The 24,867-nt window shown below is 51.7% G+C and carries 23 protein-coding genes; 6 read left to right on the plus strand and 17 right to left on the minus strand.

Annotated features, from left to right (window positions below; all coding sequences use genetic code 11):
- Nucleotides 1-18: 18 nt before the first annotated feature.
- Nucleotides 19-762, minus strand: a complete 744-nt coding sequence (locus E5161_RS10450; protein WP_136777821.1) for an IclR family transcriptional regulator — start codon at nt 760-762, stop codon at nt 19-21.
- A gap of 206 nt (nt 763-968) precedes the next feature.
- Between E5161_RS10450 and E5161_RS10455 the strand changes: the two genes are divergently transcribed.
- Nucleotides 969-2,000, plus strand: a complete 1,032-nt coding sequence (locus E5161_RS10455) for an alpha/beta hydrolase (protein ID WP_136777737.1) — start codon at nt 969-971, stop codon at nt 1,998-2,000.
- An 85-nt stretch (nt 2,001-2,085) separates the two neighbouring features.
- Nucleotides 2,086-3,303 (plus strand): Fe-Mn family superoxide dismutase, encoded by a 1,218-nt coding sequence (locus E5161_RS10460; RefSeq protein ID WP_136777739.1) that lies wholly within the window; start codon nt 2,086-2,088, stop codon nt 3,301-3,303.
- Between the two features lie 46 nt (nt 3,304-3,349).
- Here the strand turns inward: E5161_RS10460 and E5161_RS10465 are convergent, their stop codons facing one another.
- From E5161_RS10465 to E5161_RS10505, 9 genes are all read right to left on the minus strand, one after another.
- Nucleotides 3,350-4,426, minus strand: coding sequence for a Gfo/Idh/MocA family protein (locus E5161_RS10465; protein WP_136777741.1), 1,077 nt, complete (start codon nt 4,424-4,426; stop codon nt 3,350-3,352).
- Nucleotides 4,427-4,579: 153 nt separating this feature from the next.
- A complete protein-coding gene (gene folE / locus E5161_RS10470) occupies nt 4,580-5,173 on the minus strand; it encodes a GTP cyclohydrolase I FolE (RefSeq protein ID WP_136777743.1) in 594 nt (197 codons plus the stop codon).
- A gap of 61 nt (nt 5,174-5,234) precedes the next feature.
- Nucleotides 5,235-5,471 carry a YneF family protein gene (locus E5161_RS10475; RefSeq protein WP_136777745.1) on the minus strand — a complete coding sequence of 79 codons (237 nt, stop codon included), beginning with the start codon at nt 5,469-5,471 and terminating at the stop codon, nt 5,235-5,237.
- Between the two features lie 131 nt (nt 5,472-5,602).
- A complete protein-coding gene (locus E5161_RS10480) occupies nt 5,603-6,628 on the minus strand; it encodes an HD-GYP domain-containing protein (RefSeq protein WP_136777746.1) in 1,026 nt (341 codons plus the stop codon).
- A gap of 475 nt (nt 6,629-7,103) precedes the next feature.
- Nucleotides 7,104-8,273 (minus strand): tRNA epoxyqueuosine(34) reductase QueG, encoded by a 1,170-nt coding sequence (gene queG / locus E5161_RS10485; RefSeq protein ID WP_136777747.1) that lies wholly within the window; start codon nt 8,271-8,273, stop codon nt 7,104-7,106.
- Between the two features lie 14 nt (nt 8,274-8,287).
- A complete protein-coding gene (gene rnhA, locus E5161_RS10490; RefSeq protein ID WP_136777748.1) occupies nt 8,288-8,731 on the minus strand; it encodes a ribonuclease HI in 444 nt (147 codons plus the stop codon).
- 19 nt (nt 8,732-8,750) lie between these two features.
- Nucleotides 8,751-9,344, minus strand: coding sequence for a signal peptidase I (gene lepB, locus E5161_RS10495; RefSeq protein WP_246042179.1), 594 nt, complete (start codon nt 9,342-9,344; stop codon nt 8,751-8,753).
- A 5-nt stretch (nt 9,345-9,349) separates the two neighbouring features.
- Complete coding sequence (locus tag E5161_RS10500; RefSeq protein ID WP_136777750.1) at nt 9,350-9,931, minus strand: DUF402 domain-containing protein; 582 nt, start codon at nt 9,929-9,931, stop codon at nt 9,350-9,352.
- Nucleotides 9,932-10,053: 122 nt separating this feature from the next.
- Nucleotides 10,054-10,476: a GNAT family N-acetyltransferase gene (locus E5161_RS10505; RefSeq protein ID WP_136777751.1), complete on the minus strand. Its 423-nt coding sequence runs from the start codon at nt 10,474-10,476 to the stop codon at nt 10,054-10,056.
- 392 nt (nt 10,477-10,868) lie between these two features.
- On the opposite strand from E5161_RS10505, the gene E5161_RS10510 reads away from it, so the two are divergent.
- The 3 genes from E5161_RS10510 to E5161_RS10520 all read left to right on the plus strand — a co-directional run bounded on the left by E5161_RS10510 (nt 10,869) and on the right by E5161_RS10520 (nt 15,006).
- Nucleotides 10,869-11,480 carry a superoxide dismutase gene (locus E5161_RS10510; protein ID WP_136777752.1) on the plus strand — a complete coding sequence of 204 codons (612 nt, stop codon included), beginning with the start codon at nt 10,869-10,871 and terminating at the stop codon, nt 11,478-11,480.
- A gap of 539 nt (nt 11,481-12,019) precedes the next feature.
- Nucleotides 12,020-12,511 (plus strand): hypothetical protein, encoded by a 492-nt coding sequence (locus E5161_RS10515; protein WP_136777753.1) that lies wholly within the window; start codon nt 12,020-12,022, stop codon nt 12,509-12,511.
- Nucleotides 12,512-12,882: 371 nt separating this feature from the next.
- The gene (locus E5161_RS10520; protein WP_136777754.1) at nt 12,883-15,006 is read left to right on the plus strand and encodes an ATP-dependent Clp protease ATP-binding subunit; all 2,124 of its coding nucleotides are present in this window, start codon (nt 12,883-12,885) and stop codon (nt 15,004-15,006) included.
- 110 nt (nt 15,007-15,116) lie between these two features.
- On the opposite strand, the gene E5161_RS10525 is transcribed toward E5161_RS10520, so the two are convergent.
- The 6 genes from E5161_RS10525 to E5161_RS10550 form a co-directional block, all read right to left on the minus strand.
- Nucleotides 15,117-15,944, minus strand: coding sequence for a sugar phosphate isomerase/epimerase family protein (locus tag E5161_RS10525; RefSeq protein ID WP_136777756.1), 828 nt, complete (start codon nt 15,942-15,944; stop codon nt 15,117-15,119).
- Nucleotides 15,945-15,964: 20 nt separating this feature from the next.
- Nucleotides 15,965-17,038, minus strand: coding sequence for a Gfo/Idh/MocA family protein (locus tag E5161_RS10530; RefSeq protein WP_136777758.1), 1,074 nt, complete (start codon nt 17,036-17,038; stop codon nt 15,965-15,967).
- Nucleotides 17,039-17,061: 23 nt separating this feature from the next.
- Entirely contained in the window at nt 17,062-18,201 is a 1,140-nt protein-coding gene (locus E5161_RS10535; protein ID WP_136777760.1) for a Gfo/Idh/MocA family protein, read from the minus strand.
- Nucleotides 18,202-18,286: 85 nt separating this feature from the next.
- Nucleotides 18,287-19,735 carry an extracellular solute-binding protein gene (locus tag E5161_RS10540; RefSeq protein WP_136777762.1) on the minus strand — a complete coding sequence of 483 codons (1,449 nt, stop codon included), beginning with the start codon at nt 19,733-19,735 and terminating at the stop codon, nt 18,287-18,289.
- 120 nt (nt 19,736-19,855) lie between these two features.
- A complete protein-coding gene (locus E5161_RS10545) occupies nt 19,856-20,680 on the minus strand; it encodes a carbohydrate ABC transporter permease (RefSeq protein WP_136777763.1) in 825 nt (274 codons plus the stop codon).
- Entirely contained in the window at nt 20,677-21,594 is a 918-nt protein-coding gene (locus tag E5161_RS10550) for a carbohydrate ABC transporter permease (RefSeq protein ID WP_136777764.1), read from the minus strand. The genes E5161_RS10545 and E5161_RS10550 overlap by 4 nt, the downstream gene beginning before the upstream one ends.
- A 162-nt stretch (nt 21,595-21,756) precedes the next feature.
- Between E5161_RS10550 and E5161_RS10555 the strand changes: the two genes are divergently transcribed.
- On the plus strand, nt 21,757-23,496 hold the full coding sequence (locus tag E5161_RS10555; protein WP_136777765.1) for a cache domain-containing sensor histidine kinase: 1,740 nt from the start codon (nt 21,757-21,759) through the stop codon (nt 23,494-23,496).
- A gap of 55 nt (nt 23,497-23,551) precedes the next feature.
- Here E5161_RS10555 and E5161_RS10560 read toward each other — a convergent pair whose 3' ends face one another.
- A complete protein-coding gene (locus E5161_RS10560; protein WP_136777766.1) occupies nt 23,552-24,730 on the minus strand; it encodes a response regulator transcription factor in 1,179 nt (392 codons plus the stop codon).
- Between the last annotated feature and the right edge of the window lie 137 nt (nt 24,731-24,867).

Below are 24,867 nucleotides of genomic sequence, written 5' to 3' on the forward strand. Positions count from 1 at the left end.
ACCACAGTACAGCAGCGGTCACCCCAACAGCGCACCCATGCGCTTGGCGGCTTCCACGATGGCCGGCGCTTGCCGGTGCATCACTTCGGGCGCCATCCGGTTAGACGGGCCGGACACCGCGAGCGCGGCCACCTGCTTGCCGGAGCGGTTCACGATGGGCGCCGCCACGGCGGCTGCGCCGGGTTCGCGCTCCTCGAAGCTGGTCGCGTAACCGCGCGCGACGATGTCTTCGAGCTGCCGGGTATAGGCCGCTTTATCCAGCGCCTGCGGCCAAGCGGGATCCGCCATCGCTTCGGCCCGCACCGCGGGATCCGCGAAGGCGAGCAGCACTTTGCTAGATGCGCCGACCGACAAAGGCAATCTCGCGCCAACAGGCGCAACCCGGCGGATCGGCTGCTCGCTTTGCACGGCTTGAATGCGCACCCTTTCCGTGCGGTCGCGCACATACAGGCTCACCGTCTCGCCCAGCTCATTACGCAGCCTCTCCATCTCCGGTAGCAGCACGATCGACGGATCGTCGGGCCGAGATTGGTTCGAGCTAAGCTCCAATATCCGAAATCCGAGCCGGTATTTCTCCGTCCCCTCGTCCCGGATCACGAAGCCGCGGTTTTCCAGCGTCGCCAGCAAGCGGTGCACCGTGCTTTTATGAAGTCCGACTTTGCCCGCGATTTCCGACAGTCCCCACTCGCTTTTTCCGGTAAAACAAAGCAAAACGTCCAACGCTCGTTCCACCGCGCGGACGGTTCGTTTTTCTTCATCCATCGGGCTTGTCCCTCGTTTCATTGTATGAAACCTCGTTATACTCAGTATAACTCAACATGCAACGAGAGTAAACGCAGGAGGCCTAGCATTACAGTTTGATTACATGACGCTTACAAATCGCCGCGCCTCATTGACGCTATCGCCGCTAGCATCTACGATAGGTACACACCAAGCTTTTAAAACGCTTACAAACAAGAGGCGATCACATGACGACGTTGCAAGCTCCCCTGTCGCTCGAAGGTTCCGCAGCCTTTCCCGGCACGCCGGAAATAGCGGAACCGGTTGTCGTTCGTCGCATCGGCCGCATTCTATTATCGATTCTATTAATTGCCGCATCGGCACTCATTCTTGCTTTTTGCGTTTTGCACGCTTATATTGCCTGGAAACTCTCGCATCCGGATGTCGCCGCATTGGCCTCCAACCCGATGGCTGCCAAAAATCTGGCCTACTCGGACGTGACATTCCCCAGCGCGGACGGCCGTTCTATCTTGAGCGGCTGGTGGATTCCGGCTGAAAGCGGGCAGTCGGTCGTTCTGAGCCACGGGTATGGCGCGAATCGCGAGGAAAGCTGGGTGCCGATGTACGACCTGGCGGACATGCTCCATCAAAAAGGGTACAACGTGCTCATGTTCGACTACGGGTTTGCGAATCACCGTCATCCGATGCCCGCGACGGGCGGACGGCTGGAATCGCAGCAGCTTCTCGGAGCTATCCAGTTCGCCAAACAGCAAGGCTCTGACCAGCTGATCGTCTGGGGCTTCTCCATGGGTGCCGGTACCGCGCTTCAGGCGGCTTTGCACCAAGCCCCGGTGGACGGCATGATTTTGGACAGCACATTTCTGCCAAACGAAGATACACTATACTTTAACCTCGAACAGAGCAAGTTGAAACTCCCGAAATATATTTCGATGCAAATGATTCGCTGGTTTTTGCCGATCGTCGGAGGAACGTCACTGGATCAGATTCCGGCCGCTGCCGCGCAGCACACTTCTTTCGATTTTCCGATTCTTCTGATTCATGGTACGGCGGACAACAAGGCCCCGGCCTATCTGTCTGAAAATGTGGCCCACGCACAGAAAAATCCGAACTCGGGGCTTTGGATCGTGAAAGGCGCGATACACGAAATGATTTACCGCACCCGTACCAAAGAATATAACGCCCGTATCGATGCTTTCCTCGGAGAAGTGCAAGCCGCCTGGTTCGCCAAGTACGTGAAATCCTCCGTGGTGTCGGTCTAATCCTGTTGACATGAAAACATCCCTTCCGCGCATACGTTGGGTACGAAGCGAACCTGACGGATGCGGGAGAGGGGTGTTTTTTGGCATGTTGGCGGTATACGGATCGAAAATGCCGCTTCGATTATTGGAAGAGATTGCGATCTGGAAAATGCGGGAGATGCAGCACACGGAGGCCATTCGGGAGATCTTGCCCGAGCTGGAATCTCCATATCGGAATTTGATGCTGGACTGGCACCATGTATTTGCGAAAACAAGGGAGCAAGCCCAGGCGGCCATACGGGCCGGTCTTGCCGGCCAGGGAGAAGCGCTGCCACCCGAATGGCAGCTTTACCTGCCGGTGCTGCTGGAGCAGTCGGTGGTGCAATCGCGCGAATTCGTCCGGCAGCTGCTGGCGCTGCAAGAGCGAAGCGCGGCGTGTCGCCGGTCGCCGGTCGCTGCGGCCGTATTGGCGCCGATTCGCCGGCAATCGGAATATTTTCTCGGCGCGATGGAGGAGCTTACGAGAACAGGGCAGTCGCCGTGGCTTACTGAAGGGGTGACGGTGTCCAGCCTCGAGGAAACCGGCAGCGATTCCCCAGAATCTTACGGCGGTCCCGAGCCTGCGGACGTTCCGCTGCGTCCGGAAGGCACTTGGTCCGATCCTCTAGCCGGTATGGAAGGAGGCGAATCGAGACAGTCCGTGCCGATCGGCGGACACAAGCTGCCTCCTCTGCCTTACCGTTACAATGCGCTTGAACCGTGTATCGATGAGAAAACGATGAGGCTTCACCACGACAAGCATCATCAATCGTATGTCGACGGATTGAACAATGCGGAGAAAAAGCTGGAAGAAGCGCGCCGCACCGGCCATTTTGACCTGGTCAGGCACTGGGAACGTGAGCTGGCTTTTAACGGGGCGGGGCATTATTTGCATACGATTTTTTGGGATGCCATGTCTCCCAGAGGCGGAGGGAAACCGTCCGGAGCACTGGCGGGAGAGATCGACCGGAGCTTCGGCGGCTTCGATGCATTCAAGAAGCATTTTACGGAGGCTGCGACGAAGGTGGAAGGCAACGGCTGGGCGATTCTGGTGTGGAGTCCCCGCAGCCACCGGTTGGAAATCTTGACGGCGGAGAGGCATCAGAACTTGTCGCAATGGGACGTTGTGCCGCTTCTTCCGCTCGATGTGTGGGAACACGCTTATTACTTGAAGCACCAAAACGACCGGGCATCGTATGTGAAGGACTGGTGGAACGTGGTCAACTGGCCCTACGTGGCTGATCGTTACACCAAAGCGCGAACGCTGCAGTGGCCGCCGTATTGAAAGGAAGAGGGCTGGCGAGAAATTCTCGTCAGCCCTCTGCTATGCCTCACAAACTCCAGTCCAGCTTCACTTCTCCGCCGGTACGGGAAGATTCGTAAATCGCGTCGATGATCAGATTGCTGCGCAGACCGGTGTCCGCCGATGTGGTCGGCTGCTTGCCGTCCCGCACGCATTCGAGGAAATGGCGGCTCAAACGTACCCGCGCGCCTTCATCGTCCGCCGGCGTGAGCAGCGGAACCTCCATCGCCTGGTCGAACCGTTCCGTCAGGAACTTGCCCTGCAGCCCGCGAAGCGCCACACCGCCTTCGCTGCCCATCAAGTGCAGGAACGGTTCATTGTCGGTGTCCATATGGACCGCCCAGCTCACTTCGAGGGTGAGCGAGCTGCCGTCTTCCATTTTGATAATGGCCGTCGCCAAATCTTCCACATCATAAACGCCGTTCCAATCCGGCTTGCCCCACGTGCCGATGCCCTTCCGCTTCGGGCCAAATTCGGCGTAAGCCGCTCCATAGACCGAGACCGGTTTCGGCTCACCCATAAGGAAGAAAGCCAAATCCAGCATGTGCACCCCGATGTCGATCAGCGGTCCGCCGCCGGCTTGCTCATGCCGCGTAAACCAGGTGCCCCAGCCCGGGATGCCTTTGCGCCGGAACCAGCCGGTTTTGGCGGTGTAAATCCGGCCCATTTCGCCGCGGTCGATCTGCGCCTTCATCTGAAGAGGCAGCCACTCCCAGCGCATCTGGTGAGCGACCATCACGGTTTTGCCCGTGCGCTGCTGAGCACGGACGATGTCTTTCGCGGCTTCCGAGTTGAGCCCCATCGGCTTCTCGACCAGCACATGCTTGCCGTGCTCCAAAGCCGCGATCGTCAGCGGCGCGTGAAAAGCGTTGGGAACCCCGATGATGACCGCGTCAACATCTTCCCGCAGAAAGACTTCTTCCGGCGTATCGAGTACGACCGGGATGCCGTATTGCTGGGCACGCTGCTCCGCCAAAGGACGGTAGACGTCGGTAATCACCGTAAATTGACACTCGCTGCCCAGCTTGCCGAACTCCTGGAGATGAACGTTGCCGATATTTCCTGCACCAATGAGGCCGATTCTAACTTTATCCGTTGGGTTCATGGGATCCTTCCTCCGTCTGCTCGAGTCTGACACACCAACACTATCATATCGGACAAGCGGTGAAGTCCGTCACGACCATTTTGGCTTACTTTTTATGGTGTTTTGGCGAATAAAATGAGAAAGCCCGCCTGTCAGCAGGCGAGCTTCCATGTTTCAATCCTTGATGAGAGACAAAAATTCCGAGCGGAGCGCGGCGCTGGTGCGGAATTCACCCCGGACCGCGGAAGTGACCGTTTTGCTGCCCGGTTTCTTAACTCCTCTCGAGCACATGCACAGGTGCTCACCATCGACAACCACCATCACGCCATGAGGCTGCAAAACTTCCTCCATAATATCGGCGATCTGCGAAGTGATCCGCTCCTGCACCTGCAGTCTCCGCGTCACAGCTTCCACCAGACGGGCGAGCTTGCTCAGACCGGCAATTTTGCCGCTAGGGATATATCCGATATGCGCTTTGCCGAAAAACGGTGCCATATGATGTTCGCACTGGCTGTAGTAGACGATATCCTTCACGATGACCAGTTCTTCATGCCGTTCGTCAAAAGTGACACCGAGCACGGAACGCGGATCCACCGAATAACCGGCGAAAATTTCTTCGTACATCCGGGTCACGCGCGCCGGCGTCTCGAGCAATCCTTCCCGCTCGACGTCTTCCCCGATCAACTTCAAAATTTCCCGGATATGATGCTCGATACGCTCCCGGTTCGCTTCCACCTGTCCGTTGACGTAATCTTTCATTCCCGCCACAATAATCCTCCCATGCCGGCTCCCGTTGCAGCACCGGAGCGCGGCCTAACGCTGCGCCCGATTATTTCTTCCGGGGTTTGGACTTTTGATTGAAGTTTTGATTCTTCATCATTTGCTGCGCTCGCTGCATCTGCTGCTTGTTCATGTTGTAGCCCATCTTCTTGGCCATTTGCTGGAGCGCATCCGGGTCGCTTTGCATTTTGGTCAACTGATTGCGCAAATAAAATACTCCGACGGCAAAGCCGATGATGACACCTACGATAAGCGTTACGATGGGTATAACAATATCCCAGACCATGATGGTCCCTCCTGTTACGTCATAATAAAACCTTGCCTCCCAAGACGCGAGATCGCAAGGTTGTGCATTCATGATAGCATGGCCTCCGCCAGCGTGCAAACGCCCGGTAAGCGGGCTTTAGATGCGGTTGTTCAGCTCAAAACGGCTTCAATAAAAATGGTGGTGTGCTGCGCGAGATCGATCTCCCGGGCTTGTACGTTGTTTTCATCTTCCCGGTCGAGAAGGCGAACGATCGGCCTGCCGGGCAGACCGCGGTGCTGGCCGACGACAACGCCGATTTTTTTGTTGGACAGGCGGACGGAAATCCCGTTCGGGTAGATCGACACGATTCTCATAAAATGCGTCAGCACTTCATGGTCCAATATCGTGCCGGACATGGCGTTCAACTGCTCGCAGGCTTCATGCGGCAATAAGGAACGTTCGACGCCGGCTTCCGGATACAGCAAATTATCGAACGTATTGGCGACGGCGACGATTTTGGCATACGGGTGAATCTCGTCTCCGGTTATTCCCCTTGGAAGGCCGGTACCATCCATCGCTTCGTGGTGCTGAAACGCAACATGGGCGATCAATAGGCTGTATTCGCGTTTATTTTTGAGCAGGTCGAATCCGCGCCAAGCATGGTGCATCCGGCCTTCCTGCACCTCGGGCGCATTCAGCTTGCCGATATCGTGCAGCAGCGCGCCGATGCTGAGGTCCTTCAGCTGTAGCATATTTAGTCCCATTTCAAGGCCTAACATGGTGGCGACTGTACATACGTTCATCGCGTGCACGAACTTGGCGTTGTCCGCGGTGCGAATATCCGCCAGCTGGATCATGACGCTGGAATTGCGCATGACATCGTCCATCAGTTGATCGATTGTTTGGCCGATGGCCTTAGAACTGAAATCTTTCCCGGAGCGTAATGCTTCGAACGTCTCGGACATTTGGTTGATGACCGCCCGCTTCGTCTCGTCGGACAATACTTCCTCCGGGGTAATATCCCGGAATTGCGGGTCGTCTATGTAAATCGTCGAGACGCCGAGCCGCTTCAAGGTGCTGATCATGAAAACGGTCAGCTGCACCCCCGCGGAGAGCAGCACCGTCCCGTTCGCGGAAAAAATCGTTTTGCCGAGTGTTTGACCCGATTCCACGGCTTCGATATCGACGATTCTCATCGTAAATCTCTCTCTCCCGATCCCTGTACATGCAGGATTTCTTCTATTCTATAATAAATCGCTATAATTCGACAGTAGAAAAACAGAAAACGCGCGCGGATTCCCGGCGGTTTATCCCGTTGGCTCAGATGGCAAGTGGGTGCTGCTGCGTGCGGGTTCCTGCCCGGGTTATTCCGTTGGCTCAGGAGGTTACAGCGGGACTCCCAGGTACCTAGAAAACCCATGTTATCCCGTCGACTCAGGAGGTTGTGACGCTATCAAGTTTCACTAGCCTGCAAGTTTACCATGCACCGCCAATTTATCGGCTCCGAGAGTCACTAAATTTTGCTCGATTACTGGACTCCCGCACCACCCTATGGCCCGTCAATATTCTGAGTCAAGGGGATAACCTGGGTATGACAAAATGGGAACACGGGTGTTCGATAATAACCGAGGGGGTGCAACAGCGCGCATCGCAGCGGTCAGCGAGACGCCATTAAGGCGCGGATACCGGCTCGATCTTAGCCAGCGCCCGCTGAGCGGCATCGCGCACGGTGTCGTCCTGCTCAGCCGTGAGTGCGGCGGCCAACGCATCGACGGCCGCTTGTCCGCCAATGCGGCCGAGCGCCCACGCCGCCGTGGCGCGCAGCTCCGGGCGCGGATCCTCGCGCAATACGCGCGCGACATCCGGCACCGACTCCGCGTCGCGGAAATTGCCGAGCCCGATCAGCGCGTTGCGCTGGATCGGTTTGCGTCCGCGCCATGCGGCGGCGCTGGCGCCGAATTTGTCGCGGAACTCGCGGTTGCCCATCGCGAGCAGCGGCCGCAGAAGCGGCTTGGCCACTTCCGGATCCGGCAGAAGCTCGGTATGGTGCCTCATATCGATTCCGCGATTCACCGGACACACGATTTGGCAGGTGTCGCAGCCATACAACCGGTTGCCGATTTTCAGCATAAGCTCCTCGTCGACCAGCCCCTTGGTCTGGGTCACGAACGAAATGCATCTTTGCGCATTCAGTTGCCCGGGTCCGACCAGCGCCCCTGTCGGACATGCGTCGATACAGATCGTGCAGTCGCCGCATCCATCGGCGATCGGTTGATCCGTCGGCAGCGGCAAATCGGTGATCATCTCTCCGAGATACATCCACGAACCCAGCTCCGGGGAGATGATCGCGCAATTGCTGCCGCTCCAGCCGATGCCGGCGCGCTCGGCCACGGCCCGGTCCGCCAGTTCGCCGGTATCCACCATCGGCATCAGGCTGACTTCCGGAACCCGCTCGGTGAGCCACGCGGCTAACCGGTCCAACCTGCGCCGAAGCGCATCGTGATAATCCACGCCCCAAGCCGAACGGGACAAAATCCCGCGGCGCTTGCCCGGCTCGGACACCGGAGCGTTTTTCAATTTCGACGGATACGCCACCGCGATCGAAATGATTGACCGGGCGTTCGGCATCAAGAGCGCCGGCTCCGTCCGTTTGTCCAAATCCGGCTCCTCGAAGCCGGATTCATATCCAAGCTCGCGATGGCGAACCAGTCTTTCCTTCAACTCGGTAAAAGGCTCCGCCGAAGCGACCCCGATTTTGTCGATTCCGAGTTCGGGAGCCGCGGCGATCATCTCTTCCTTCAAGTCCCGCCAGAAAGCGGCGTCCCGTTCCGTCGGGGTCATGCGGAGTCCTCCTTTCAATCCTTGCTCAATTGCGTAATCGCCTGACGAGCCATCAGATCACAATAGTTGTTGAGCTCGTTGTCGCTGTGCCCTTTTACTTTGACAAATTCCACTTCGTGCTTCTGCATCAGCTCGTTCAATCGTTCCCACAGGTCGCGGTTCTCGACGGGCTGACCGCGGCTGTTGCGCCAGCCGTTGCGGATCCAGCCTTTCATCCAGCCTTCTCGAAAACAGTTGACCAAATACGCGGAATCGCTGTGAAGCTTCACCCGGCAAGGCTCCTTGAGCCGCCCGAGCGCCTCGATCGCCGCTGTAAGTTCCATCCGGTTGTTGGTCGTCATTTTCTCCCCGCCGGAAATATCCTTGCGATGCTCCCCAAACAGCAAGACCGCGCCCCAGCCTCCCGGTCCGGGATTGCCGGAGCACGCCCCGTCGGTGTAAACCGTCACATCTTTCAACTGCGTTCCCTCTTTCCCGTTACAGTTTGGCCCATCGCGATATCGGCCAAATAATCAGCTCAGCGCGGCCCTTTATCTTATTTTCCGGCACCTGATCGAAATCCCGGCTGTCTTTGCTTGCGCGTGAATGGCGGTTGTCCCCCATCACAAAATAGTGTCCCGCGCTCACCTGAACAGGTCCGTAGTCGCCGTCTTCGATCTTGACATCCGTATAGCGCTCGATCGTGAGCTCTCCGTTGATATACAACTGTCCGTTGCGGATTTCCAGGCGGTCTCCAGGTACGCCGATTACCCTTTTCACCAAGTAATCTTTGCGGTCCGGCCCCATGCTCGGATCCTGGAGCACTATCACGTCGCCTCGCCCCGGGTGACTGAATTCGTAGGAGATCTTGTTGACAAACAGCCACTCGCGCTCATGAAGAGTAGGTTCCATCGAATGCTGGCGCACGGTGGATAATTGAAACACGTACGTCTTCAAAAGATAAACCACGACAAAAGCCACGATAAGCGCCTTAGTCCAATCCCAGACTTCCTTCCTCCATCCGCTTAATGCAGGCTTGTCCGCTTTCTTCCTCTGACGCGGAGCGGGCGAAACGCCGGTCTCTTGATCCATACGGGTCAACTCTCCTTGGGACGGACTGAATCTTTCCATTCTTTATAGTATCGGCGAACCTCAGCATCCCGGAAAGGGATATCCGTACGGGACATGCGATCTTTCAACCTTGCCAGCGCCCGATCCGCTTGCTCGATGACGTCGGCGCCGTACCGGTATTCCACGGAATGTTTTTTAAATTCGTCACGGTCCAATTCATGCACCGATCCGTCCGGCAGCATCAGCAAATCCAAATCGTAATCAATGTAGGTGAGCACGTTATGGTACCGAAAAGGAGGCGAGGCAATGTTGCAATAGTAGCGAATGCCCCCCTTCTCTTCGAGAAGCGCCACCACGTTGAACCATTCGCCCGGGAAAAAAAACGCCACCGCCGGCACGCGGCTGATCCATTCTTTGCCGTCCGCTTCGCGGATCAGCGTATGTTCGTTCAGCAATACCTCGAGCGATAACGCCGCATGATCGGGATGAAGCCGCTCTTTCGGAACCTGCCAGTTGACGAGCCACATCCGGTGGAGGGAACCGTTATGCTTGAAGCTTTTGATGGTGCAGCATTTATAGATGGATGAATTGGTTTCCTTCTGTGCCATGGCGCCTCCCGAGCATCCCGTTATCATTAAGAAAAGCATATCCATTCGCCAAAAGCAATGGCGCATCGGATATGCTTCATGAGTTATAAATAGATGAGTTCATCTAATCGTTATCTATCTGCTTATCCCGCCACGATCGCTAACGGACGGGCAGGCCGGACGAAATCGAGGGGCGTAACGCCAAGAGACTCGTAAAAAGGCAGCAGCATTTCATTATGCTTGTCCTTCGCGATGAGAACCTTCAGCACTTTGCGTTGACGGAACCTGTTGTTCATCGAAGCCACAAGCGCTTTGCCCAGGCCTTGCCGGCGATAAGCCGGATGAATGGCGATGCGGTAAACGTAGCCCTTGGAATGGTCGATCGTTCCGATCAGGAGTCCGGCGATCGTATCGTCCACCTCCGCCACCAGAATGAGGTCGCTGTCCCATGAAAGCTGCCGGGCGAAAGCGCCCATCGTCTCCTCGCAGCATTCCTCGGATAACGATTCTTTCAATAGCTCGGTAACGGACCGATAGTCCGAAAGTTGGAAAGAACGAATCTGCATGTGCATGATCTCCCCGGCAACAGAATTAACAGCCAGTTAACGTATCCTTAATTCTACGACAAAAATAGTAATTTTGTATCCCTTTTTCTAAAAAAAAGTTGGATTTTTTTCGGGTAAAATAAAGGAAATTTCATGAAAACGCTTCATTGTGTCCGATTGCCCCGTCACAACGCCGAAAATTAACCGAAAATCCCGGATTTCGGCATTTTTTACCTGAATTCAACAAATGGTATAAGAACAACGTATTCGGAAACAATAGTTGCCGTTGCCCGATTGTACAAATTACCCGGCTATTCGACTTTCCAAACATCCGCGTTGATTTACTATCTCAAATCAAGGATAATAATAACTGAGAGCTACATATGTCCACCAATTTGAGGAGGTTTTTGCACATGGCACATCAATTGCCCGAACTGCCTTACGCGAAGGACGCACTGGAACCGCACATCGACGCGATGACGATGGAAATCCATCACGGCCGTCACCACAACACGTACGTGACGAACCTGAACAAAGCGCTGGAGTCCGCTCCTGAGCTGGCCGACAAGCGCGTGGAAGATCTCGTCTCCGATCTGAACTCCGTTCCGGAGAGCATCCGTACGGCTGTTCGCAACAACGGCGGCGGCCACGTGAACCATTCGCTGTTCTGGCAGACGCTGTCCCCGAACGGCGGCGGCGCTCCGACCGGCGCGCTGGCACAAGCGATCGACAGCGAGCTCGGCGGCTTTGAGAAGTTCAAAGAAACTTTCGCTGCAGCTGCAACGACCCGTTTCGGCTCCGGCTGGGCTTGGCTCGCAGTCGGCAAAGACGGCAAGCTCAAAGTATACAGCCTTCCGAACCAGGACAGCCCGCTGATGGAAGGCGACAAGCCACTCCTCGGCCTGGACGTTTGGGAGCACGCTTACTACCTGAAATATCAAAACAAGCGCCCCGACTACATCGCAGCTTTCTGGAACGTCGTGAACTGGAACAAAGTGAACGAGCTGTACGAAGCTTCGAAGTAATCGGCATCGAGAAAACCGCTCTTCCGCGAGGGAGAGCGGTTTTTTGTGTTATACGTCCGCCTGCACGGCTTCGTCGACGAGTCTGTCATTTTAAAAGAAATCGTGTAGTCCGATTTTAACGAACTGCAGCGGTACTACCCACTCGTTCACTGGCTGTAGTTGGAAAATGCCGAATTGCAGAGTGGTTTTTGGGTGTCGGAACTTGGAAAGTGTCGTGCAGTTGGGCAAAATCGGGCTACAGCTCGGGGGTGGGTGGAGGGTGGGCAGTAGATGGGCAAAATCGGACTACGGCGCGGGGATGGGTGGCACCTTTCTCACCATACCCCCTGGGTGATGTCAGAGTTTGCACGTGCCGCGGTATTTTCTATGGTCATACTTAGGAAAAATATATTTAGCCGACTTGAAGATAGGAAAAACGTGGTAATGGAGGTAGAGTTTTTATAAATTTTAGGATACGTCCGAAACATAGTGAGGGGGGAGGCGTTTAAACAGAGGCAAGCAGTTTTGTTTTAGTCTTAATCATGAAGGGAGCAGATCCATTGAAAAAGTTACTAGTAATCAGTTCGATTATTGCACTAACACTTTTGGCTGCTTGTTCTTCCAAAGCAAGTAAGAGCTCCTCGAACGACGAGGCCAAGTCAGTAGCCACAAGCAGCCCCACAACGACAAATAGAGAAACCACACCAGTAATCAGCACGGTTCTTCTGGATGAAAAGGCATTTCATGGGGAGGAACTTGAAGCTGTAAAAGTCATCAATCAACGAGCAAAATATTACAATGAGCGAAATAGCGAAAAATACCCGGAGATCTTTACGACGGACACTGTGTCATCAACCGATCTTGCAGCCGATAAAGAGAACAAAATGATCATTACGAAATTGAGTGATCCTAAATTTCTGTCCGTAAAAAAAGAGCTGATTGCGGTCTCTGTTCATGAGACATACCAGGATTCACCTTTTGGATCGGAAGGGGACACTGTATATACACTGAAGAATATCGATGGGGTATGGAAGATCTATGGTATCGATTAATCCTTCAGATAAATTGACGGGAACGTCTTCAGCCTCGTCTCTCATTCGAGATAGTTGGCTGATGACTACTACAGTGTCGTGGACGACCCAAATCACAACCTTCCTTGAAAATTCTTTTGAACAATAGCGCCCGCCGTTCGGCGTTCCTGGAACGCAGACGTATAAATGGGAGCGGTAACTGCATCCCTAGTAGGAGTGCTTTTTTGTGTGCACTTACCCCCCTCCCCCATGCTTGACAAATACGGCCACTCGCATATAATTAAAGTCAAAGTTAGTCAAAGTCAATGTCAATTTTGATCAATCATTCTGAGGGGCCGTCATGGCACCCTTCAATCCCATATATACGAAACTCCATCGAAAGGGGTAGACCTATGAACTGCCAAAACTGCCACAACCACGAGGCTTCGATTCTTCTTAACATCCAAGTGAATCAGCAAGCGCGCAAGCTGTATTTGTGCCAAGAATGCTATGCGAAAATGCGCAGCGGCGCTCCGTCGGCCATCGGATCTTACTCCGGCATGCCTTCCTTTGAAGACTTCTTTAAAGGGTTCATGCCGCCGGCTCAAAATCAGGAGCAATACGCATCAAACGCAGCAGCGCCCAATAGAGGCGGAATCTTGGATCAAATGGGCCGGAACCTGAACGACGCGGCCAAGTCGGGCATGATTGACGCCGTGATCGGCCGGGATGAAGAGATTGAGCGCATTATTGAGATTCTGAACCGCCGCAACAAAAATAACCCTGTGCTGATCGGCGAACCCGGTGTCGGCAAAACCGCCATCGCGGAGGGGCTTGCCCTTCGCATCACAGAGGGCAAAGTTCCTGCCAAGCTGCTGAATAAAGAGGTATATTCCTTGGACGTCGCTTCTTTGGTAGCGGGTACCGGCATTCGCGGTCAGTTCGAGGAAAAAATGAAGCAGTTGATTTCCGAGCTGCAGCAGCGCCAAAACGTTATTTTGTTCATTGATGAAATCCACTTGATCGTCGGAGCCGGCTCGGCCGAAGGCTCGATGGATGCGGGGAATATTCTGAAGCCTGCGCTGGCACGCGGCGAGCTTCAAGTCGTGGGTGCCACCACGCTGAAGGAATACCGCACGATCGAAAAAGATGCCGCATTGGAACGCCGGTTCCAACCGGTGACGGTGGACGAGCCTACGGTCGAGGAAGCCGTTGAAATCCTCAAAGGGCTTCGCGCGAAGTACGAAGAGTACCATCAAGTGCGTTACCCCGACGAAACGATCAAAGCATGCGTGACGCTTTCTCACCGCTACATCCAGGATCGTTTCCTGCCGGATAAAGCGATCGACCTTCTGGACGAAGCCGGCGCCAAACTGAATCTTCTGGCCTCCGAAGGTGACCGCGGACAAGTGCTCGCGCGTCTTGAGAGCATCAAGAAGGAGAAAGAGCTGGCGTCCCGTCAGGAAAATTACGAGCGAGCCGCACAGCTTCGCGATGAAGAAGCCGATCTGCTCAAGCAGCTGGATGCCAAAGACGGCGACAATACGCTTGAAGTTCGAGTGGAACATATTCAAGAGATCATTGAGCGCAAAACCGGCATCCCTGTAGGTAAACTGCAGCAAGACGAGCAGTCCAAAATGAAAAATTTGGCCGCACGTCTCGGCGCCAAGGTCATCGGTCAATCCGAAGCCGTTGAGAAAGTGGCCAAAGCGATCCGCCGCAGCCGTGCAGGACTGAAGCCGAAAAACAAACCGATCGCTTCCTTCCTCTTCGTCGGACCTACCGGCGTCGGGAAAACCGAATTGTCCAAATCGCTGGCGGAAGAACTGTTCGGACAAGCCGATGCGATGATCCGCCTCGATATGAGCGAGTATATGGAGAAGCACTCCGTTTCCAAGCTGATCGGCTCGCCTCCGGGATATGTCGGACACGAAGAAGCCGGTCAATTGACCGAGCGCGTTCGCCGCAATCCTTACAGCATTATTTTGCTGGATGAAATCGAGAAAGCTCATCCGGACGTGCAAAACATGTTCCTGCAAGTGCTTGACGACGGACGGCTGACGGACAGTCAGGGCCGCACGGTAAGCTTCAAAGATACGGTCATCATCATGACGTCCAACGCCGGCACCGCGGACAAGAAAATCACCGTCGGATTCAACGCCGAGGCGCCTCAAACAAGCTCGGTCGTAGAATCGCTCGGTTCCTACTTCCGGCCGGAATTTTTGAACCGTTTCGACGCCATCATTGCGTTCGCCTCTTTGGGCGAAAGCCATCTCCTTAACATCGTGGATAAAATGCTCCAGGAAATCGAGAACAACCTGCTGGAACAAAACATCACCGTCACCGTCACAGACGATGCGAAGAAAAAGCTTGCGGAGCTCGGATACCATCCGGCCTTCGGAGCGCGTCCGCTTCGCCGAGTGATCCAGCAATATGTGGAGGACGGCATCACGGATCTCATTTTGGAGACAGATGACGTGCAACGTGTTCAAGTCGATGTGAAAGAGGATCGGATTACGGTCGAGAAAATCGCATAATGAAATAATGACAGCCACAATGGCCTATACAGGCCGCCATGTCTGTCAGTTGAAGAAGCCCCGGTACCCCCGGGGCTTCTTTCCGTTTACAGAGGTGGGGATGGACCAAGCTACATCCATGACAGATCAGCCTCGCGAAGCAGCTCTTTTAACGCTTTTGCCGCTGCGGCGAATAATTGTTCGCCGCCGAATCCTTCGAATCGTCCCGTGCTTGCCAGGTGCGGCTCAAGGGACATAAAGCCGTCATATTCCTTTTCTTTTAGGATAGACAACAATCGTCTCAGCTCTCCGTCACCCTCGCCTGCGGGAACGACCTTTCCGCTGCCCATTATCGCATCCTTTACATGAATATAGGAAACGAACGGAGCAACGAGCGGATATGATTTTGAAATGGGGCTTTCGCCGCACTGTACATAGTTAGCAGGGTCAAAAGCCGCTTGTAACTGCGAGGATCGGCACGTTTCCAAAATATCGAGGCACCGCTCGGCAATGTCTCCATAGACTTCCGTCTCGTTTTCGAGAAGCATGACAACGCCCGATTGCTCGGCAAGTTGAGTGAACTGCTTCATGCGAAACATGACTTGATCGCGGTAACCCTCGGCCGCTTCCCCTTCGGGAAGGAAAAAAGAAAAAATTCGGATATATGGCGCTCCAAAATATTTTGCCAGTTGAACGGCCCTCTCGGCGTCCTTCATGTGAGCGGCGAAATCATCTGCAATTCCGATCTTGCCAAGTGGGGAACCGATCGACGAAACCTTAAATCCGCGGTCTTCCAACCTTTCCTTGATATGTGCCGCCTCTTGATCGGTTAATTGGAGCACATTTTTCCCCCATACGCTTCTTAACTCCAAATGAGCAATGCCTTCGGAAGCCATTACGTCAAGCTGTTTCTCCAGATCGTCCGATATTTCATCCGCAAACCCCGTCAAAATGATCAATTTCTGCACTCTCCCCAGGATTATTCGATTCTAATGGCCGTCTCTTGCGCAATCAAACATAGTTCGGCCGCTTTAAACGCATGTTCTTGCGTCATTGCGGTCTCCGTGCGATTCATGCAGTCGGTAATGAACTCGCCGAAAAACGGAAACCCGACTTTCCCATGCACGGCGAAATGATGCTCTCCTTCATGATTGACCAAATAGACATGATCGCCGTTCGGATCCCGCGCGACGTCAATGTATTTGCGTAATTCGATATAACCGTCCGTCCCGAGAACGGTCAGGCGCCCGTCACCCCATGCGCCTAAGCCGGCCGGCGTGAACCAGTCGACTCGAAAGTAGTTGGTTGCCCCGTTATCGCCGACAAGCGCCGCATCCCCGAAATCCTCGAACTCCGGATATTGCTTATGATGATAATTCGCTACCTTGCTGTGAAGGATTTTGGCATCCTTGCAACCGGCGAAATAAAGGAACTGTTCGATTTGATGACTGCCGATGTCCCCTAGAATGCCGCAATAGTTGCTTTTTTTGAAAAACCAATCCGGACGGGTCTGCGCATTCAGCCGATGAGGACCGAACCCGATAACTTGCAGAACTCGTCCGATCGCACCTTGCTTAATTAATTGCCCCGCAAAAACGGCGCTTTCCACATGCAGCCTCTCGCTATAATAAACGGCATATTTCCTGCCCGTTTGTTTCACCTTTTGTCTCGCGCTTTCGAGCTGAGCTTGCGTAGTGAACGGAGCCTTATCCGTGAAAAAGTCTTTTCCGGCATCCATCGCTCTCAGTCCAACGGAGCAGCGTTCCGACGGAATTGCGGCACAGGCGATTACGCGAACCTCTTCATCGTTCAACACCTGTTCGAGCGATGCTGCCGCCTTCGCTTGCGGAAATCGTTCGACGAATGCTTTCACCTTTAGGGGGTCCGGATCATAGACCCACTTTACATTTGCGCCTGCCTCCATTAGTCCGTTACACATGCCATAGATGTGTCCATGATCAAGCGAAACCGCCGCAATGGGGAACTCTCCCGGCCCGACGACCGGTTTCGATTTGCCGACAGGCGCGTAATACATGCCGTCTTTTTTCTGCATGTCGTGTCCTCCTGGTTTGCCGATCACCTCTCGGTTTCCGCTTGTTTCCGAAACTTCGAGTCCTTGATTTTTTCTTGCAAAAGCTGAAAATAGAGGTCCTCGTCGATCGGCATCTCCACCCAGTCGTCCAGCCACGTCGAAAGATGCATCGCGTTGGAAATCGAAAGGCCTTTAATCCCTTCTTCTCCCGGAGCCTCGAGCGGAGTACCGTTGCGGATGGCATCGACGAAATTCTGCATGATCCCGACATGAGCCGTGTTCTTGCCCTCGATCGGAACCTCGCATTTCCAGCATTCCGGTTCGCCGAAACCGCCTGTATAGGAAGCATTGAATTCTTTCTCGGAAATACGCAGACGCCAAAAGGTCAATTTATCGTCTTCAATAACGATTTTGCCGCGATCGCCTGTAACTTCAAATCGATTGGTTCCCGGCGCTTCACCGGTCGACGTAACAAAAACGCCCGTGGCACCATTGGCATACTCGACATATGCGGTCACATCGTCTTCTACCTCGATATTACGGTTCTTTCCAAAGGAGCAAAATGCGCGTACTCGTACCGGCATCAATCCGGTCGTCCACTGCCACAAATCCAATTGATGCGGATCCTGGTTCAATAGCACGCCTCCTCCCTCGCCTTCCCAAGTGGCCCGCCAGTTTCCGGAATCGTAGTAGCTTTGCGAGCGGTACCAATTCGTAATGATCCAGTTCGTTCGTTTGATCTCGCCAAGCTCTCCGGACAGGATTAAATCCCGCAGCTTCCGGTAAAGGGGATTCATCCGTTGATTATACATAATCCCGAACTTTTGATTCGTTCTGGCAGCAGCTTCGTTCATCAAACGTACCTGCTTCGTATAAACGCCGGCCGGTTTTTCGGTAAGCACATGCAATCCATGTTTGAAGGCCGCGATTGCGATCGAAGGATGCGTGTAGTGCGGCGTGGCGATGAGCAGCGCATCGATGCAATGAGCCGCAAATAATGCATCCAAATTGTCATAAATCAGGATGTCTTCGCCCAAATGCTCTTTTGCCAACTGCAGACATGCAGGATTTGTGTCACAGACCGCAGTAAGCTTGGCCCCCTTCACTTCCCCCTTCGCCAGCCAATCCGCATGAGCGCCCCCCATATTTCCTATCCCGACGACCCCGATCCGTACTTGTTCCATAATAGTCTCCTCTTCTCAGCACTGATTTTCGAAAAGGATACCTCTCCAAATCGATTAGAATTGAAGAGGCATCCTTTACTTATTTCTATTGATTTTTAAATTCATTCGCGAAAGGATAAGAGCGTTCCATCGACTTGAACTTCAGTCCTGCCGATTCGAAAGACTTATTGATATTGGTTTCCGCCGTCACCACCGCATCGGAGATCGGCACCGCATTGAACAACACGTCTTCTATCATTTTCGTAACGATTTTGTTGATCGCAGACTGCGGAATGAATCCATAATTAAGAGTGCGCGGGATCGTATCTTTCTGCACTTTCAGAATCGGATTGTCCACCACGAAAGGATCGTTCATCAAAGATTTTTTGGCCGGAATGCCCGATGCCTCTTTTACCTGCTTCATCACTTGCGTATCATCTGCGGCTATGAACTTAATAAAATCCCAAGCAACCGCTTTTTTCGTATCGTCGATTACCTTATTGACGCCAGGCGTAAATTCCAGCATGTTCTTGTCATAAGCCGGAGGAGTCGCGCCGTCGAAAGTCGGCAGAGCAAAATAACCCCATTCAATATCCGGATAAGTCGAATTGAAATATTCGCCCGCCCAGTTGTAATTGTATACCATGGCCGCCGACCCTTTGCCGAACTCGTCTTCGTCGCTGTCTTGCCGGGGCTCCGTTACTTTGTGCACGGACGATAAATCCTTGTAAAACTTCAGAGCGTCCTTCACGGTATCGTTATTGAGCGATACTTTGGTACCGCTTGAGTCAAAAAGAAAATTGCCTTTTTCGAAATTCATGGCATTCAACATGTCGTGATATTCACCATTTGCGCTAAAGCCCATGACCGTCATGTTGCCCTTCTTATCCAACTTCGTCAGCTTTTTCGCTGCGTCGATCAATTGATCCCACGTTTTTGGAATATCGGTTTCGGTTAATCCGGCTTCGGCCCACATTTTTTTGTTGTAGTAGATGCCGGACGTCGTAACGGCTAGCGGCAATCCATATAATTTGCCGTCTTGAGTCTTTACGATATTCGTAAAATCGGCCTCGATCTCGTTTGAAGGAAAAACACTTTCCGGCATAGGTTCCATGAAATCGACCATTGTCAGCACATAGGACGGATGCTGATAAAAGACATCCGGCCCGACTCCGGATTGAAGAGAGAGGGGAAGCTTCTTCCAATAGTCGCCCCAGGGCGATTTGACAAGTTCCAATTTGACATTCGGATGAATTTGCGTATAATCGTCCGCCCAGCTTTTGAAACGGTCATATTGATCCGCAACCCAAACATTCAGAGTAATTTGCTTTCCGCCGTTTACTTCTTGATTCGGATCATACTTTAAGCTGGCGCCCAGAATCGGCTTGTTTGGAGTACTCGTGCTGCTTGGACTTTCTTTACCGTCACCGCTCTTTACATCGCCCGATCCCGACGCACTCTCTTTATTAGTGCCTGAACTACAACCTGACATTGCCAACATAACCGCAAGCAGAACAGTCAATACCAACACAAACAGGCTTCTCGTCTTGCGCATCCTCTGAACGACCTCCCTTATGATTGAAACCGCTTTCCGATTTCAAAGTTTATGTTACTTACTAGGAACCCGGTTTAAAACTCCGTTTTGTTCGTCGATTAGGTTCCTATTTGTTAGAATTCAACCTTTGATTCCCGACATGGTAATCCCCTCGATAAACCTTTTTTGGAACAGGATATAAAGAATGAGCACCGGAATAACGGAAATCGTTGCCCCCGTATACAACAGGTCGTAGCTTGTCTTAAATTGGCCGCTGAAAAAGGCAAGTCCTATCGGAAGCAAGTATTGGCTTTGGTCGTCGATCATTAAATACGGCCACAAGAAATCATCCCACGTCCATAAAAAGATGATGATTGCAAGGGCAGACAAAGAATTGGATACGAGCGGAAGAACGAGGCGGTGGAAAATTCGAAACTCGCCCGCGCCGTCGATCCGTGCCGCCTCAAGCAGTTCAGTCGGTACATGGGACACGAACTGGCGCATCATGAAGATGCCGAAACTGCTGAACATGGCCGGAACGATCAACGAGAGGTAGCTTCCCTTCCAGCCCAACCAAACCATTAATTGATACTGCGGCACGATCGTTACCGGCCAAGGCACCATCATCGTGGCGAGAATCAAAATAAAAATGACGTTTCTTCCGCGAAACTGCAATTTACCTAAAACGTAACCGGCCAAAGCGCTAAAATAGAGAACGAGAGCCGTTCTCGTAACGGCAACTAGTACACTGTTTTTAAAATATACGGAAAACTGAACTTCCGTCCACACTTTCGCATAATTGGAGAACTTGAAATGTTCCGGAAAGATGGTGAACGGCACACGCATAATCTCTGCGTTTGTTTTAAATGACGAGAGGAGCATCCAAAGAAACGGCGCAATCATCACGCTAACGCCGATGAACAAGAATAAGTACAGCAATGCTTGTTTACTCTTCTCCCTCTTCATTGGTCAAAGCCTCCTCTTCTTTTCGTCAACGCCGTTTGGGCAAATGTTACGATTAAGATCACGAAAAAGAGAAGGAAAGAAATGGTCGAAGCCTCGCCAAAGTTGTAATAGTCGAATGCGGCGTCGTAAATCATGAAGCTTGTCGTAAAGGTGGACGTGCCCGGCCCGCCTTTCGTCATCAAATAAATCGGAATGAACACTTGCAAATAACCAATGATGTTGGTGACGACCACGAAAAAGGTAGTGGATCTCAGCATAGGCAGCGTAATATTCCAGAAGATCGCCCGGCTGTTCGCGCCGTCGATTTTCGCCGATTCAAATAAGCTGGACGGGATATTCAATAGTCCCACCATATAGAGAACAATCGCAAAACCTGCGTCTTTCCATACCGTCATGAGAATAATCGACGGCATCGCCGTATGTTTATCCGTCAACCATTCCACATGCGGAAGATTGAACATATCAAGGATTTGATTGAACAACCCCATAGTGGGGTCATACATCCATTTCCATACAAACGAGGCGGCAACCAGCGACGTCACGACCGGCATGAAATAAACCGTGCGGAAAAACGTTTTAAAGCGCTTTACAGAATGGATGCTTAGAGCGATGATTAATGAAAGGACAGTCACGAGAAGAACGCTGAAAAACGTAAAATAAACGTTATTGAACAGAGATTTCCAAAATACAGGATCTTGCAATTTACGGGCGTAGTTATCGATCCCGACAAACTTAAAGTTGCTCGTCGTAATATTCCAATCAAAGAAACTTCCATATAGGCCGTACAAAATCGGGAAAAAGAGAAACATCCCGTAATGGATAATAATTGCTCCTACCGTCACTGAAATGATCAGTTCGCGGCTGCCGAAACGAAAACGTCTCGATTTTCTTAAGCCGGTCAAATTGCTAGCCATCTTACTCCCTCCTGTGAGCTGCTTTCATTGTGCATGAACCATCTTACTTGCTTTGAAAGCGGTTTAACACTTCGTTTTGTTTGCGATTGGGGGTGGAAATTGTTCGGTCAGCTTATCTTTTTCTTTAGCGGGCTATGATATTTACAAAAAGGAGACGGCACCGTGCTAGATCGCTTTCGAACATTCGGCCAAAACCTCATTTTTCTTTTCAGCACGAGAATTCGCGTGAAATTGCTCGTTTTTTTCCTCTGCATTAGTGTGGTACCTCTTATGACGCTTGGGATTATGTCATACAACAAAGCTTCGGAAATCGTCGATCAGCAGTTCGGAAAATACGGCGAATACGCCATTACCCAACTTCAGCTCCAAGTTGACAATTACATGAAGCAGGTGCTGCAAACCTCCAACAGCGTATTAACTTACTTAATGGATCCGACGCTCATCTCCCTTCAGGACGAAAAAACATTTTCTTACGCCGAATATTTAAACAGAACGAATTTTGTAAAATTTTTGGAAAACAGCAACTCCGATCTCGTGAAAGATGTATATGTGGTAACAAACACCGGGTTTTATTACGGAAGCAACAAAAATTTGGATGTCAACAAGCTGCAGGAACTCCATTGGTGGAAATCGATAGCCAAGAGCTCTAACGAAAGATATTGGACACATTTTTTCAAGCCCGATTACTATATAAAAAAAGGGGGTTCGCAAGAAGATATCTTCAGCGTAGTAGTCCCCATCAACAATAAGTACGGTGTGCTGCAGCATAGTAAAATTTTGATCGAAACCAGATCGGCGCCTTTTATCGATTTATTCAAACGTTTCGCGGAAGAAACGAACAGTTCCGTTATCATTCGCAATGAATCGAATGAAATCATATATCAAGACGACAAAACCAGGGAAAGTCTCCCTGACGATATCGTTTGGCAAAAAAAGTTGTCCGTGAACGATTGGAACATTGAAGCAAGAATTCCGCACGCAACCTTTTACCTTGGATCAAAGGCCATAAATACGAATACTTATTTACTCATCGCTATAACCGTCGTATTCGCTTCGTTACTTACGCTGGTCTTTTCCAGTTATTTGACCAAACGGATCCAAAAATTGCGCGACAGCATGAAACGATTCGGAGAAGGAGATTTAAATGCCAGAGTGATGATCTATTCAAGGGACGAGCTTGGGCAATTAGCCAAATCTTTCAATTCCATGGTCGGCCAAATTAATTCCTTAATAGATAAAATCAGCCGTACGGAAAAATTAAAATTGGAAGCCGATTTGAGAGCCTTTCATCATCAAATCAATCCTCATATGTTTCTAAACACGCTGAGTACGATTCAATGGAAAGCCTTAATGAGCGGGGACGAACAAACCCATGCCATGCTTGGAAGTCTTGCTCACCTGTTGGAAGAACATTTGGACGATTCGCAAGAATATGCCCCTCTTTCCAAAGAGCTTTTAACCGTGGAAAATTTCCTGGAAATACAGAAGATTCGTTATGGTTCCGCGTTTGCGTTTCACTTAGATATCGAACCCTCCTTATCGACGGCAATGGTTCCCCGCATGATTCTCCAACCTTTGTTGGAGAACACGTTTTTTCATGGATTTGAAGACGGGCACGGTACCATTAAACTTTCCATTTATCGACGGGACGAGTATTTGGAGCTGTCATTACATGATGACGGAAAAGGAATTGCGGAAGACAAAATCTCCGGCATCCTGGATCCCAACCGTGTCAGGACCAATAAGCGCGGGATCGGACTGCTGAATGTACAGCAAAAAATAAAGCTGCAATGTGGGGATCAGTACGGATTAACGGTTTTCTCCAAAAGCGGAGAAGGCACTACGATCACCATAACGCTTCCGCTGATCGGCGGATTACCGAACCCCTTGCGTCTCGCATAATGGCAAGAAGACATCTGTCCGAGATTTCAGGACGGATGTCTTCTTTTGTGGCCTGCTAAACGGTTGCGTTTTTTCGATGCCGCATCCGATACTGACTTGGCGTATCATGCATGCATCTCTTGAACCACTTGCTGAAATTTTTGGCGCAATCCATGCCTGTCCGTTCCGCTATTTCATCTAAAGTTAAACGCGTATTCAGCAACAGCTCGGAAGCGACTTCCAGCTTTCTTTTGTGCAAATAGGACATAAAGTTTTCTCCGACCGCTTTTTTAAACATCACGCTGAAATGGCTCCGGCTTAAACCTACCAAGTGAGACACTTCGCTGGCTGTCCATTTCACGTTTATGTCGTCCTTCATGAGCTGCAGAGCTTTCAGGATCGGTTCTGGGCATAAATTCGACTCGAAACCGTATTTGCTTTCGATTTCCGATTGCTTGAGCAGCCCCTTCATGGATTGAATCCATTCCTCTGGGCTCGAAATGGGGTCGCCTTTCATCCATTTTTCGATTTCATGCATGCTCTTTTTCTCGATTAGCATCTGTTCGAAGCGGTTCCTATTTCGTTCGTTGCATATAAAAATGCATTGATCATGGCCAATAGGAATCAGTTCGTTTTCGGCGCTTAATGCCTGTTTAAACATAAGATGGATTTGATCTTCCGCCATAGCGGTCGGAAACTCCAACAAATACAAGTAAGTCGGTTTTGTCATCCATGCCCAGTCTGAGGCGAACCATTTCAACAACTCCGACCGGATATCCGTTCTAACGCCGCCTAACCAAAGCTGAATTTGGATATGCCGGTTTCTGCTGATTTCAGGTGACGATTCGCCTTGCACCAAACTTTGGTTTTCGATTTCGTTCCGAAACTTGACCAAGTACTCCGTAATTTTGGCTTGATTGAGTTCTGTTTTCAGAAGATAGCCGGACGCTCCGAGTTCAATGCCTTGTTGAGCGTATTCAAAATCGCGATGGCTGCTGAGCAATAATATTTTCGCCTGGGGACGATGCTCTTTAATCTTTTTGGCAAGTTCAATACCGTTCATTTCGGGCATGACGATATCTGTAATCACGATATCGGGAAGGTGCTCCATGAAGGCTTCCCACGCTCTTTTTCCGTTAGGCGCATCGGCAACGACCTGCATGTCATGCTTGTCCCATTCGGCAACATAGATAATCCCTTTGCGAATGATTTGATCGTCGTCGACGACCAGCACTTTTAATTTCGGTGCATTCATGCTCGTGGCCCTCCTTTAAATAGAGCGCTTTCAAACCTGCAATCATTATACCAAACGGTGAAATGCGACAGACACCGCTTTTTGTTAGCTTCATAACCGCCAAATGTTTGATGCTCCGCTCAGATCCTCTCTACAAT

This window comes from Cohnella pontilimi, from assembly GCF_005049045.1.
GTDB classification, from domain to species: Bacteria; Bacillota; Bacilli; order Paenibacillales; family Paenibacillaceae; genus Cohnella; species Cohnella pontilimi.